The organism is Peribacillus sp. FSL K6-1552, from assembly GCF_038005205.1.
Taxonomy (GTDB): Bacteria; Bacillota; Bacilli; order Bacillales; family DSM-1321; genus Peribacillus; species Peribacillus butanolivorans.
Genome location: NZ_JBBOST010000001.1, coordinates 5,058,314 through 5,071,419, shown reverse-complemented (window position 1 = coordinate 5,071,419; position 13,106 = coordinate 5,058,314). Strand labels below are relative to the sequence as shown.

The 13,106-nt window shown below is 36.9% G+C and carries 15 protein-coding genes; 11 read left to right on the top strand and 4 right to left on the bottom strand.

Translation table 11 applies throughout. The features are described from left to right. The first annotated feature begins 90 nt into the window (after positions 1–90). The 5 genes from NST21_RS24270 (at position 91) to NST21_RS24250 (ending at position 3,448) form a co-directional block, all read left to right on the top strand. The gene (locus NST21_RS24270) at positions 91–693 is read left to right on the top strand and encodes a DedA family protein (protein ID WP_328115698.1); all 603 of its coding nucleotides are present in this window, start codon (positions 91–93) and stop codon (positions 691–693) included. Between the two features lie 27 nt (positions 694–720). Then, on the top strand, positions 721–864 hold the full coding sequence (locus NST21_RS24265) for a hypothetical protein (RefSeq protein WP_340891808.1): 144 nt from the start codon (positions 721–723) through the stop codon (positions 862–864). A gap of 387 nt (positions 865–1,251) precedes the next feature. Next, on the top strand, positions 1,252–1,689 hold the full coding sequence (locus NST21_RS24260) for a GNAT family N-acetyltransferase (RefSeq protein ID WP_340891806.1): 438 nt from the start codon (positions 1,252–1,254) through the stop codon (positions 1,687–1,689). 590 nt (positions 1,690–2,279) lie between these two features. Beyond that, on the top strand, positions 2,280–2,780 hold the full coding sequence (locus tag NST21_RS24255; RefSeq protein ID WP_340891803.1) for a hypothetical protein: 501 nt from the start codon (positions 2,280–2,282) through the stop codon (positions 2,778–2,780). 146 nt (positions 2,781–2,926) lie between these two features. Continuing rightward, the gene (locus NST21_RS24250; RefSeq protein WP_340892646.1) at positions 2,927–3,448 is read left to right on the top strand and encodes a GrpB family protein; all 522 of its coding nucleotides are present in this window, start codon (positions 2,927–2,929) and stop codon (positions 3,446–3,448) included. Positions 3,449–3,764: 316 nt separating this feature from the next. Here NST21_RS24250 and NST21_RS24245 read toward each other — a convergent pair whose 3' ends face one another. The 3 genes from NST21_RS24245 to kduI all read right to left on the bottom strand — a co-directional run bounded on the left by NST21_RS24245 (position 3,765) and on the right by kduI (position 6,669). Next, positions 3,765–4,775, bottom strand: coding sequence for a LacI family DNA-binding transcriptional regulator (locus tag NST21_RS24245; protein ID WP_053347838.1), 1,011 nt, complete (start codon positions 4,773–4,775; stop codon positions 3,765–3,767). 207 nt (positions 4,776–4,982) lie between these two features. Continuing rightward, entirely contained in the window at positions 4,983–5,759 is a 777-nt protein-coding gene (kduD, locus tag NST21_RS24240) for a 2-dehydro-3-deoxy-D-gluconate 5-dehydrogenase KduD (protein WP_340891801.1), read from the bottom strand. 79 nt (positions 5,760–5,838) lie between these two features. Then, entirely contained in the window at positions 5,839–6,669 is an 831-nt protein-coding gene (gene kduI / locus NST21_RS24235; protein WP_340892644.1) for a 5-dehydro-4-deoxy-D-glucuronate isomerase, read from the bottom strand. Positions 6,670–6,981: 312 nt separating this feature from the next. Between kduI and NST21_RS24230 the strand changes: the two genes are divergently transcribed. The 3 genes from NST21_RS24230 (at position 6,982) to NST21_RS24220 (ending at position 9,959) form a co-directional block, all read left to right on the top strand. Further along, positions 6,982–7,947, top strand: a complete 966-nt coding sequence (locus NST21_RS24230; RefSeq protein WP_340891800.1) for a sugar kinase — start codon at positions 6,982–6,984, stop codon at positions 7,945–7,947. A gap of 84 nt (positions 7,948–8,031) precedes the next feature. Further along, positions 8,032–9,057: a 2-keto-3-deoxygluconate permease gene (locus NST21_RS24225; protein WP_340451182.1), complete on the top strand. Its 1,026-nt coding sequence runs from the start codon at positions 8,032–8,034 to the stop codon at positions 9,055–9,057. Between the two features lie 278 nt (positions 9,058–9,335). Further along, positions 9,336–9,959 carry a YdbC family protein gene (locus NST21_RS24220; RefSeq protein ID WP_340891798.1) on the top strand — a complete coding sequence of 208 codons (624 nt, stop codon included), beginning with the start codon at positions 9,336–9,338 and terminating at the stop codon, positions 9,957–9,959. A 227-nt stretch (positions 9,960–10,186) separates the two neighbouring features. On the opposite strand, the gene NST21_RS24215 is transcribed toward NST21_RS24220, so the two are convergent. Beyond that, positions 10,187–10,834, bottom strand: coding sequence for a glycosyltransferase (locus NST21_RS24215; protein WP_157443826.1), 648 nt, complete (start codon positions 10,832–10,834; stop codon positions 10,187–10,189). 365 nt (positions 10,835–11,199) lie between these two features. Between NST21_RS24215 and NST21_RS24210 the strand changes: the two genes are divergently transcribed. From NST21_RS24210 to NST21_RS24200, 3 genes are read left to right on the top strand one after another with little or no spacing between them, the layout of a single operon-like run. Next, positions 11,200–11,580, top strand: a complete 381-nt coding sequence (locus NST21_RS24210; protein ID WP_056521067.1) for a GntR family transcriptional regulator — start codon at positions 11,200–11,202, stop codon at positions 11,578–11,580. Continuing rightward, on the top strand, positions 11,577–12,263 hold the full coding sequence (locus NST21_RS24205) for an ABC transporter ATP-binding protein (RefSeq protein ID WP_340891795.1): 687 nt from the start codon (positions 11,577–11,579) through the stop codon (positions 12,261–12,263). The genes NST21_RS24210 and NST21_RS24205 overlap by 4 nt, the downstream gene beginning before the upstream one ends. Continuing rightward, a complete protein-coding gene (locus tag NST21_RS24200) occupies positions 12,260–13,093 on the top strand; it encodes a hypothetical protein (protein ID WP_340891793.1) in 834 nt (277 codons plus the stop codon). The genes NST21_RS24205 and NST21_RS24200 overlap by 4 nt, the downstream gene beginning before the upstream one ends. Positions 13,094–13,106 lie beyond the last annotated feature (13 nt).

The window sequence follows — 13,106 nt, the reverse complement described above, 5'->3', positions numbered from 1 at the left end:
GCGCCATTGGGTGATCTACAAGGGGAATTATCAACAACGGTCGAGATTTTTTTAAGAGAAAAGCTGAAAATGAAAGAGGGAAGCTGATTTATGAACGACTTTATCCAATCTATTCTACTTACACTTATGGATTATGGGTACCTTGGAATTACCCTCGGTCTTATGATTGAAATCATTCCTAGTGAAATTGTATTATCTTATGGAGGCTTTTTAGTATCCCAAGGAAACATCAGTTTTGTAGGGGCGGTTATTGCCGGAACAATTGGTGGAACCATCGCTCAGATCTTTGTTTATTTAATCGGATATTATGGTGGAAGACCATTTTTAGAACGATACGGAAAGTATATTTTCATACACAAGAAACATATTGAGCTATCGGAATCTTGGTTTACTAACTATGGACCAAGTGTCATTTTTACGGCTCGGTTCATTCCGGTTGTCAGACATGCTATTTCGATACCAGCAGGGATTTCTAAAATGTCTTTAATAAAATTCACGAATTATACGCTACTAGCCGTACTTCCATGGTCTGTGCTTTTTGTATTTCTCGGGATGAAGTTAGGAAGCAATTGGGGACAGATTAATGAGATGGCCAAGCCTTATATCCAGCCAATCGCAGTAGTTGCGGTTCTTATTATTGCAGGAATGTTCATTCGCGGGTACATGAAAAAAAAGAAAAACAAAGCCTTATGAAGTTTATGGATTTAAGGAAGGGCTGTTATGAAACATAATAGGATACTTACAAAAGCCTTTATAACAACAGGAACCGATAAACGTGAAAAACTTCACAACGAATCATCGATAATGACGGTAATAGCTTTCCAAGGGGACATTCGATGGAAGCAGTTGGGTTTTATAATATGAATTAATTAAAAAGACCACCAATTTGGTGGTCTTTTTTTATAATTTATGGGGAAATAGATTGGTATTTCTTCCTTTATTTTGAAACTTTATCATCCGTTATCCGTATATAATGTGAACGATAGTAGTGAAAGTGAAAAATCAACAAGGCCACATTTAAGAAAACATCATTTGAAATGGATGGGGTTAACGGTCGTTGTTTGGTTTCCTCATAATATTAAGATTCTTTTATTTGTAAATTTGATTAAGGGAAGGAATATAGAAGCAATAGAATACTTATAAATAGTATAGAAAATGTATTAGTAATATTTTTTAATAGGACAAATATTCAAATGGCAATGGAACTACTTAACTAACATGTACTAGCCCTTAGAAAGGATGCTTTCATTCATGGAAATAAGGAAACCAACTGATTATGAACTTCAAAAGGTTATATCACTTTCGCCACAAGCTGTTTTTGACGGCACATTAGGTGAAGTGAAGCCAACTAATCAAAAAATCAAACAACTTGTTGAACCACTGCTTGCAAAAGGGAGTTATTATGTCATTGCGATAGAAGAAGATCAACTAATGGGGTGGATTCTATTAGGAGCAAGTAAAGATCAGTTTACGGATAAGATGAATGGATTTATTTATGAACTGTTTGTAATAGAAGAATACAGAGGGAAAGGTATTTCTAAAAGATTAATGGAGTCAGCAATTGATTTTCTAAAACAAGATGGGCATTCTGAAGTCCGTCTAAGTGCTTTTGCCCAGAACAAAGCTATTAAGCTCTACGAAAAAATGGGCTTTAACATCAGAACCATTACGATGAGTTTGCCGTTATGACTCTTTCAGTGGATGTTTCGCAATAGAGGAATATGTACTTGGAGGATTTCTTAGTTGACTATGGGCTGATAATCCTGATAAAAAAGCAGATTTATTACATAAAAAAGGATAGTAATTAACCGTTCTAAAGCTTTTATCTATTAGTGTTAGACCTATTTACAGGGGGGATAAAAAAAGTGAATGAAGCAATAATTAGTTTTCTTATTATTGTAATGTTGATCATTGCGTTCACATACGGTCTCATAAGACAAATACGGCAAATAGTTAGTATCAGAAAAGGAAATAAATCAGATTATGTTCATTACAAAAGAACAGTAGTTGGAAACTATCTGAGTTGCATTTCATATGCGGGTTTTCTTATTGCCTATATCTTAAATGTACTTCTTACATCACGTATTATACCTAGTGTATTTTTTACAAGTGATAACACCAGTTTCAGTTGTTTTATTTTTTTTGCCTTACTATTGATCGCGAAATTTGGAATTATTCCTAATGATTCAAAACAGAGGGATTTACAGAATTGATGATGTCAGAGGATGTTCACTATTAATATTCTTGTTATACAAATACGTTATTAAGAAAGAGGAAATATGAAAAAAATTCCGCTAACACTATTAATCATCGGAATATCCATTACCTTTGTCTTAAGCTTTGCCATGCCAGAGTTGGCAGGCAAAGTAAAAAACGATATAAGCTCTATGAAAATCCTATACTCCTACAGCGTTACAAAGTCATTCTTGGAACAAACCGAAGAAACAATCGAAATGGCATCTGTACCTCTGGGTAAAGTAAAGACCCAAGATGTTAATATCCGCACAGATGTTCAGCTTGAAGAAACACCACTGAATATTCAGGGTGTAGTGAAGGAAAACCTAAACAAGCCAGAAGAGTACAAACACGAAGTCACCTTTACTGGCCCTGAAAAAGGGTTTACCTACCGGAAATATTATCTTACCAAAAATTACGATAAAGGAACTTACACAGTTATTCGGACTAATAAAATAACTGGAAAAGAAAAGGAGTATGCCGGAACGTACTATGAACCGAGTACTCAGGATCCTATCATCGCGTGGTCACGTGACAAAAAGTAAAAAAGGTATGTGATTAGATGACAACTCTTATTACTACGCTTATCCCATTTTTACTATAGATAAAAACGATAGTCTAAAACGAGCCCCCAATTCTAGGGGGATTTTTTTAATTAATGAACATGATTAACATGAAAGTCGGGGAAAAAATGGAAAAACCAGTTGCGATTGAGAATTACAACCCAAATTGGGTTACTGAGTTCGAACATGAAAAAGCGAAGATTAAGGGAGTCCTAAAGGATAAACCTATTTGTGTTGAGCACATTGGGAGTACCTCTGTAAAAGACTTATGCGCAAAACCAATTTTGGATATAATGGCAGGCGTTCAACATTTAGATGAAGTGGACAAGTTTATTGATCCCTTAAAAACAATTGGCTATGAGTTTGTCGCACATAAGGAGTTTCCTGAAAGGCGTTTTTTTAGAAAAGGCCAATGGAGAGCGGGTACACACCATTTACATATCTACAAATTCGGAAGTGAAGAGTGGAATAATCATCTATTATTTAGGGATTATTTAAGCACTCATCCTGATATTCGTAAACAATACCAGCAATTAAAACAAAACTTATCTCAAAAGCATCATTTAGATAGAGTGGGATATACTCAAGCAAAAGCCCCATTTATCCGATATGTCATAGAAGAAGCAAAAAAAAAGATAAATAGTATGTGATTAAAAGGAGTATATCATTTCAATCTTTTTAGCGACCATTTTAGGTTCACTTCTCCTTATGATGGGACCAATTAATTGGAGGGATGGTCGGAGATTGTTTTTTTAGAGGTTATATTCACTTAACAAGATCAGTAAAAACTTGAACTGTCAAAGTCTATGAAGTAAAAGCTGCTTATGAAGAGTACTGAAAGAAAAATCAAATCTAAGAGTCGTTCGCTTTTCGGTTTTTACATGTTCTCTATTATTCCATGGCAGATGTAACGGCAGTGTATATAAACTGCCGTTTTTGTGTGTGAAATCTTAGGGTAAAAACCTTTTAGCATGAACTTCGAACAATAAGTTCCGGGGCAAACCGATATGTAATGAACGGAGCCTGAACAGGATTAGTTATCCGGTCCAATAATAATTCTGCTACTTTGATTCCCATTTGTTGTATAGGTTGTCCAATTGTTGTGATAGAAGGTTCATAAAATTCCGAATAGGCGACATCATCAATACTGATAATGGCTACTTCATTAGGAATCGAGACTTTTTTCTTTTTCAAATAGCTAAGGATTTCACGGAGCACTAAATCATTTCCTGCTACTATGGCTGTTGGAGGCTTTTCTGTATCGAATATTTGGGCCAATTTTTCTTGAATTTGGTTTCTGGGTAAAGAATAGATATCATCTTCTCTGACTTCAAAATCATAAGATGCCATTGCTTTTTTAAATCCTTCGATTCTCTCCAGCCTTGGCGTGATAGGGATATCAATCGGTAAGGTTAAAAACGCGATATTTTCGTGTCCTTTTTCAGCTAGCATGGATACCGCTAAAAAGATTGCAGCGTGATTGTCTAAAAGGACGGAATCAGATGTCACACCATCAACTAACCGATCAACGAATACCATAGGAATCGAATGATCGATTAGATAATTATAGACTTTAAAATCATTTCCTACTGGAAAAATAATGATTCCATCTACTTGCGTAGAAACCAGCAAATCAAGGTATTCTTTTTCTTTCTCTGGATCATCAGCAGAGTCACAAATGAATACCTTCATGCCGTGCTGCCGAAACTGTTCTTCCACGGTACGAATAATTTCGGTGGACAAAGTATGTAAAATATTAGCTACGAGAATGCCTATGACTTTTGTTTTTTTCACTTTTAAATTTCTAGCATTATCATTGGGACGAAAGTCAAGTTCTTGGATGACTTGCTCGATTCTGTCTTTGGTTTCAGCACTCATATAACGAAAACGTTGGTTGATATATTGAGAAACCGTACTTTTGGAAACACCGGCCTTCTCAGCAACATCGGATATAGTAGTTTTCTTTTTTTTATTCATGGCGTTCTCCTAAAGGATATTATTTCTTGAAAATGGATACCTTCATCATAACAAAGGAGCATAATGATTCCAACGCCATTCTTTAACATGAACAGGGATCTATTTTGTTATACGCTGGATTTAAGAAACACCCTTAGCGCTTTTGGATAGCATGCGCTAAGGGTGTTTAACCTTACAAATATTCATTTATAAATCATTATCAAAGAATTAACGAACGAGCCAACCGCCATCAACGGCAAGGATATGGCCATTCATATAGTCAGAGGCCTTGCTTGCAAGAAAGACGACGGTTCCCATGACATCAAAAGGTGTTCCCCATTTTTCAGCTGGAATCCTCGAAAGAATATCTTTGTTTCTTGATTCATCTGCACGAAGCGCGGCAGTATTGGCCGTTTCAATATATCCTGGGGCAATCGCGTTTATTTGAATGTTTTTAGCCGCTAATTCATTAGCGAATGATTTAGTCAGTCCAGCAACGCCGTGTTTACTTGCTGTATATGCTGGAACGAACTTACCTCCTTGGAATGTAAGCATGGAAGCGATATTTATGATTTTCCCACTGCCTTGCTTAACCATTTCTTTTGCAACGAGCTGACTAAGAAAATACAGAGCATTAAGGTTAATGTCCATTACTGCATACCAATCTTCATCTTTATATTCCAATAAAGGGGCTCTGCGAATTGTTCCTGCATTATTAACAAGGATATCAATTTTCCCGTATGCATCAAGACAGCCTTTTACAACGCCTTCAAGGCTTTCCTTATTCGTAAGTTCTGCTTGATAAAAGACCGCTTTTTGGCCAGTCATTTCAATTAAATCCTTTGTTTCTGTCCAATTATCACCATGGGCAACGATAAATACATCTGCACCTGCTTTTGCTAATGCAACCGCATATCCTTGTCCTAATCCAGTATTCCCGCCTGTTACGATAGCAACTTTACCTTTTAAACTGAAGAAATCCATTGAAAAATCTAGTAAGCTCATCTTCTTTCCCCCATCTCTATAAGGTTATTGTTTATGTTTATATCTTTGCGGCATATTCATTTGCTGTGATCTTAGGATGTTACTTCATTTCTGAAATAGGAAAGGTATCCATATCCTCATATGTATAATTCTCTCCAGCCATTGCCCAAATAAATGTGTAGTTGCTTGTAGCAGAACCACTATGAATAGACCATGGAGGTGAAATGACAGCTTGTTCATTCTTCATTACGATATGCCTAGTTTCATCCGGCTCACCCATCATATGAAACAAGATGGCATCTTTGGCTAAGTCAAAATACATATAAACTTCGACTCTGCGGTCATGAACATGAGGAGGCATGGAATTCCAGACATTTCCTGAAGCTAATTCTGTCATTCCCATACACAGTTGACAGCTTTGGATCCCTTTTTCATGAATCATTCTGCGAATCGTCCGCTTATTAGCCGTTTCCTGTGAACCCATTTCATCACCTTGCACGTCCTTGAATGCTACGTGTTGAACCGGGTAATTTTTATGTGCTGGTGCAGAGGCTAAATAAAATTTCGCGGGCTCAGAGTACAAATCACTAGTGAAAATTAGCTCTTTACAGCCTAATCCTATATACAGACAATCACGATTTTGAAGGGTATATACTTCACCATCAACAGAAATCTTCCCTGAGCCCCCTATATTAAATACGCCTAATTCTCTTCGTTGCAGAAAATAATCAGCTTTTATGAAATCATGGCCCTCAAGCTTAACCCCTATAGAAACAGGTTTGATTCCACCTATAATGATCCTGTCATCGAGGGAATAGCATAATGAAACGTCATCATCTAGAAATAGATTTTCCACTAAAAAGTTTTTACGGATTTCACTTGTATCAAAATGTTTGGCTTGTGACGGATGAATGGAATAACGTTTTTCCATATGCATGTAAATAACCTCCTTATATAGTAAAACGGTTTATCGGATTTACTCGCTATGTTAGCGCTATCAATATTAAGAATATATAGAAAATTTTTCATATAGTCAAATATTTATAGAAAATTTTAGTAGATTAATGGGTAAAAAAAGGGGAAAATGATGAATATTATATTTTTTATGCAGCAAAAAAATATTCAAAATATTATTGTTAAAAACTGGTTTATATGATAATCTGATTTTATTAAAAAGAAAGCGCTTTCTTGTTGTTTGGGTTTACTAAACCGTAATGAACCTTTTTTTCGGGAGGAATAAGGAATGGGAAATTTAGATGTGATCACCTTTGGGGAACCGATGACCATGTTCTATGCAAATGAAGTACAGCCCTTACATGAAGTTAAATCCTTTTCCCGAGCAATTGCGGGAGCAGAATCAAACGTAGCTTGCGGATTGGCACGCCTTGATTTAGATGTTGCTTATATGACCAAACTTGGCAACGACAGTTTCGGCAAGTTCATCATTGAAGAATTAAATAAAGAGAAAGTCGACACGACAGGGATTCGTTTTACGAATGATCATTCTACAGGAATGCTCATTAAGTCAAAAGTGCTTGAAGGAGATCCAGAAGTAGAATATTTCAGAAAAAACTCAGCTGCTTCCACTCTAAATATTAACGATTTTTCTGAAGAATATTATCGGCAAGCTAGACATCTACATGCAACAGGTATCCCATCTGCGTTATCTGAAAGCTGCCACGAATTTACATTAGCTGCTATGACATTTATGAAGACACAAGAAAAAACGGTTTCATTTGACCCAAATTTACGGCCTAACCTATGGTCAGATAAACAAAAAATGGTGGATTGCATTAATCAGCTTGCTTACATTTGTGATTTATTTCTTCCCGGTATGTCCGAAGCCGAAGTTTTAACAGGACTTAAAACACCTGAAGAGGTGGCTGAATTTTATTTGAACAAAGGAGTTAAAATGATCGTCATCAAGCTTGGAGCAGAGGGAGCCTATTATAAAAATGCGAATGAAGAAGGGTATATTAAAGGCTTTGTACCTGAAAAGGTCGTTGATACAGTAGGTGCCGGTGATGGTTTTGCTGTCGGGGTGATTAGCGGCTTGCTTGAAGGTAAATCTACGATAGAAACCGTTACTCGCGGTAATGCGATTGGGGCACTTCAAGTCATGTCTCCTGGTGATATGGATGGTATGCCTAGCCGGAAAAAATTACAGGACTTTATTGAAAGTCAGAACAATCTTTTAAATGTTGAATGATTGATACCTGCAACCAGTTAACTCCACACCTAGACTTCTAATTACAAATAATCATAAATTTGATAATGAAGTGGAGAGATTGCGATGAGAATAAAAGCTGCAATAGAAAAAATTCCTGGTGGTATGATGGTTGTCCCTCTGTTCATAGGTGCTTTGATACATACTATATTTCCTGACACAGCAACTTTCTTTGGAGGATTTACAGGTGCCATGCTAACAGGTACAGCATCGATATTAGCCGTCTTTTTCTTTTGTGTCGGAGCTACGATTGATGTTAAGCAATCAGGGTATATTGCAAGAAAAGGATTTACGTTGCTTATAGGTAAAGTCGTATTTGCGGCATTATTAGGATATGGGGCAGCATTGCTTCTGCCAGAGAATGGAATCCAAACCGGTCTCTTTTCCGGTCTTTCGGTTTTAGTGCTTATTGCAGCTTTTAATGAAACGAATGGCGGTCTATATACCGCACTTATGACTAAATTGGGCCGAACAGAAGATGCTGCCGCATTCCCGTTCATCAGTATTGAAAGCGGACCGTTCTTCACAATGATCATCCTAGGTGTAGGAGGCCTTGCTACGTTTCCATGGCAAACAATTGTCTCCACTTTGATTCCATTTGCAGTCGGTATGATTGTAGGGAATATTGATAAAGAAAGCCGGGAATTCTTTGGACAAGCGGTACCGGTTCTTATCCCGTTCTTCGCATTAGCTCTAGGGTTCGGGTTAGATTTTGGCATGATTGTAAAATCCGGATTTATGGGTATTTTAATGGGTGTTGCTGTCGTCTTCCTTTCCGGCGGTGTCTTATATCTACTGGACCGCTATGTAACAGGCTCTGATGGAGTTGCTGGTGTTGCCGCTTCTTCCACAGCGGGTGCCGCAGTGGCTGTACCATTTATTATTGCCGAGTTAAACCCGCAATTTGCTCCTGTAGCAGAATCTGCAACAGCGATTATCGCGACAAGTGTATTAGTAACAGCCATTCTGACACCTATGCTGACGATGTGGGTAGCAAAAAAACAACAGGAAAGAGGTATACCGCAACGAAGAGGTATGAAACCAACCATTTTGAAAAATTCAGACGCCACTTCTCTAAAAAGAGCGAAGTAAAAGGAGAATGGCCGAATAAATGTAAGCGTTATCTAGAAAGCGGCTGGGATAGGATATCCTAGCCGCTTTTTGTGATGTAACGACGATTAATAATCTTCTATATTGAGAGATGTACCGCTTATGATCTGTTAGTGCTTTAAGACAAACATAAAATAAGAGATGTTTTTTTTGTGTGTTAAAATAAGGAAAATGGTAAAGGGGTATATGACAATTCATAAAAGAGATAGATAAAAAAGCAAAAGTTGGGTGAAATCTATAAATAAGTAGGTGGATCAAATATGTTAATAAAGTGGATAAAATGCCAAGTGAATGAGGAAAACAAGAGTTCATTTTCTAACGCACAAGAGGGTTGGGGAGAATTGAAACAGTTAGATGGATTTATAGGCCAAATCGGGGGATGGGATAAAAACAATCCGTTTGAAGCAGGCATTATTTCTTTCTGGAGAGATGATCGTTCTTACCAAGCATTCATGGAGCAACAGCATGATGGAATTTTCGAGAAGAGTAACCAAAGAAATACTTATTCCAATATCTCTGTTCAAATTTTCGAGAAAATGTTTAATATAAGCACAACAGACATGACAGATTTTTTAAGTAAGGGAAGTCTTTTTCGAGTGGCAGATTGTTTTGTAGAAACAAATAAACAACTTGAGTTTAAGCACATGCAAAAAGAAGTATGGAACAAAGGGATGAAGGCTTTACCAGGAATGCTTGCTGGAGTATTTGCTGAAAAGAAAAATGGAAGATATCTGGTCGCTTCATTATGGGACAAGGATCGTTCACATCAATGGTACGTGGATAATAAATTGCCTGCTTTAATTCAGAGTTCTGGAGTCAAGGACCCTGCAATAAGGATTACAGGAAGTTTAATAAAAGTTAATCCAAAATGGATCGTTTTTTGAATGATCGGCATGTTTCCTTAAATCCAAAGTAGGTTCAGGTTGAATCTAAGTTGCCCATAAACAATGGCTATTGTTAAACAAGCTTTACGAAGTTTATGAGATGAAACAGATAAACGGGGTTTAGCTAAAGTATGATTCTACCCCGTTAAAAGTATCCCATCATATTAAATCCCGACTTTATCTTTGAAAGAAAGAGATAGAATCGGGATTTGTTTTTATTAGAAGTTTTAAAACTTATTTGGGAATTGCTTGATAATCCCTTCTGTTAGGGTGTCTGCCAATTTAATAATATGATCTTCACCTTTATCAAAAGCAGAAATTTCCGCATCTGTATCCTTTTTAATTCTTGATACAACTTGGTCTGTAAGCAATTTTAAATGTGTATATAGCAATTCCTTTAATTCATCATTGCTCCAATTTGGATTGGCTTTACTAAGAAAAAGAGCAATATCATCAGCATTTTTATACCATTCAGCATTAAATATTTTCAGATTTTCCTGGTTTCCGCTTTTTGCTGCATCCACCACTTTTCCTGCAAGAACGATGTGCTCCCTTAACAGTTCAGCTAGTTTGTTGCCAGCTGCATCGCCATAATAAGGTTTGATTGCATTTCCTATATCATCCTGATTTTTTAATAACCTAGTCAGTACCTTTTCTTTGTCATCCAAATCTGATAAGGCACTTACCATATAGCTTCTTGTCCATATAGTATGGTCGATCCAAAGTTTCTGTAAAGTATGTTTAAGCTGTTCCGATGATTTACTAATACATTGTCTTTGTTGAGCCCCTTTTCCTTTTGCCTCAGTAGTTAGAGGAGAAAAGATCAAAGCAAAAGACATAAACAAGATCATTAACTTTAAAAACCGGTTTTTGATAAAAACCATCCCCTTTATAGAAATTTACATGCTCTATTATTATTTGATTAATTTACAGATTTTACTCTATAAGGGACTTAACAGAAAAATTTGAAACCGTTAAGGGTAGATAATAATACTGAACCATTGAATACTCATAATTTTCGCCGCTTTTTGCGCTGATCACCACATGACGTACTGTTATGTAAGCTATTAAACCTTCGACTGCTTCACGCAATCGTTTTTTTTATGTGGAAATTCTATATTGACAGTGAAGGTGTATTACGAGTATAGTACATCTATAAGGTGTATGAACTACTTAATACATACACTCGTTATTAAATTTCAAATCGAAGTTTTTTCCTAAATAAATAGGGGGTGGTTTTATGAACGTTAATACCCGAGAACCGGTATATTTGCAAGTTGTGAGGCATTTTAAAGAACAAATTGCCATTGGGAAATTCGTAGCGGGACAGGAAATTCCATCCCGAAGAGAACTGGCGGCTTCACTGAACATTAATCCTAATACAGCTCAAAAAGCGTATAAAGAAATGGAGGAACAGGGTTTGATTCATACAGAAAGAAATTTTCCTAGTCAAATCACAACAAATGAAACGATTTTACAGGCTGTTAGACAGGAGCTTATTCTGGCAGCGGTTGATTCTTTTGTCGATGCGATTCGGCCTATTAATGTGCCAGTTGAAGAGCTGCTTCGAGTGGTTAAAGAAAAATATTCGGAAGAAATAAGGGAGGGGGAAGAAAAATGATAGAAGTAAAACAAATCTCTAAGAAATACGGCCGGAAGACAATCTTAGATGGTGTTTCGTTTACTGCTAATAAAGGTGAAGTCACTTGTCTGATCGGGATAAATGGTGTCGGGAAAACGACTACACTCAAAGCCATTATGGGATTGACGCCTTATAAAGGTGAAATCCTGATTGATGATCAAAAAATGACAAAGAACAGTTATGAAAAAATCACGTTTATTCCGGACGCCCCGACAATGCTTCCGTCAATGACGGTTAAACAGGCAATGGTTTTCATGGAAGATTTCTACACGTCATGGAACTCGGAAAGAGCTAATCAATTATTGGGATTTTTTAAACTGGACGAAGAGACCCCCATTTCGGAATTGTCAAAAGGGAACACAGCTAAGCTTAACCTAATGCTGGGTCTGTCCCTTGATGTGGATTATGTACTGATGGACGAACCATTTTCGGGCATTGATATGTTTAGCCGGGAGCAAATTGCCGATGTCTTTGCGAGCCACCTTATTGAAGACAGAGGTGTCATCATCACGACCCATGAAATCGGTGATATTGAACATTTAATCGATAAGGTCATTTTATTGGATAACGGTAAAGTCCTCAAAGAGTTCAATACAGAAGAAATGCGTGAAGAGGAAGGGAAATCGGTAGTCGATGTAATGAGAGAGGTGTATCAATCATGATGCGATATTTAAAACTAGTGAATTTTGAAATCAATCGTTTTAGTAAAATATATATATCCTTATTGTTGATAACATTGGTGTCGCAGTTTGCTGGAGTGATCATCGTAACGAAAAGTCTTCTTAATGATGCCAGGAAGATCATGTCGGAAGAAAAACTTTCGGAAGCCGCTTATATTACCAATTATGGAGGCATTGATTTTAGCCATATCGCCAATACCCTCTGGTTTCAAGGACCGATCGCGCTGAGTGCCGTTGCCCTTATTTTTTATATTTTCCTGATTTGGTATCGTGATTGGTTTGGAAAGAATACGTTCATTTATCGTCTATTGATGTTACCGACATCCAGATTATCAATCTACCTTTCCAAAGCCACCGCCATCTTCTTGATGGTGCTAGGATTGATTGCTTTTCAGCTGATCATTTTACCCATGGAAAATGCCCTTTTTAATTCATACGTCCCTGAATCGCTCTTAAATATGGAAATGTCAACTTACTCCATTGCGAAATTGAATAGTGTCTTGAATTTGGTTATCCCAAGCACCTTCACACAATTCCTGCTTTCCTATGGGATCGGTCTAATGGTCATGTCGATATTATTTACAGCGATCATGTTTGAAAGAAGTTTCCGTATAAAAGGTATCATTTTGGGCTTGGTGTATACCGGAATCGCCGCTGCGTTGTTTTTAGCTCCTGTTTTCATAATGGCAAGTGAGAATTTCTATTTTTATCCTAATGAATTATTAGGTATACTGATCGCTTTAGGAAGCATTGTGACAGGACTATCGATTTGGCTTGGTTCCTGGTTATTGAAAAATCGCGTTACCGTATAACAACTATTAAAGG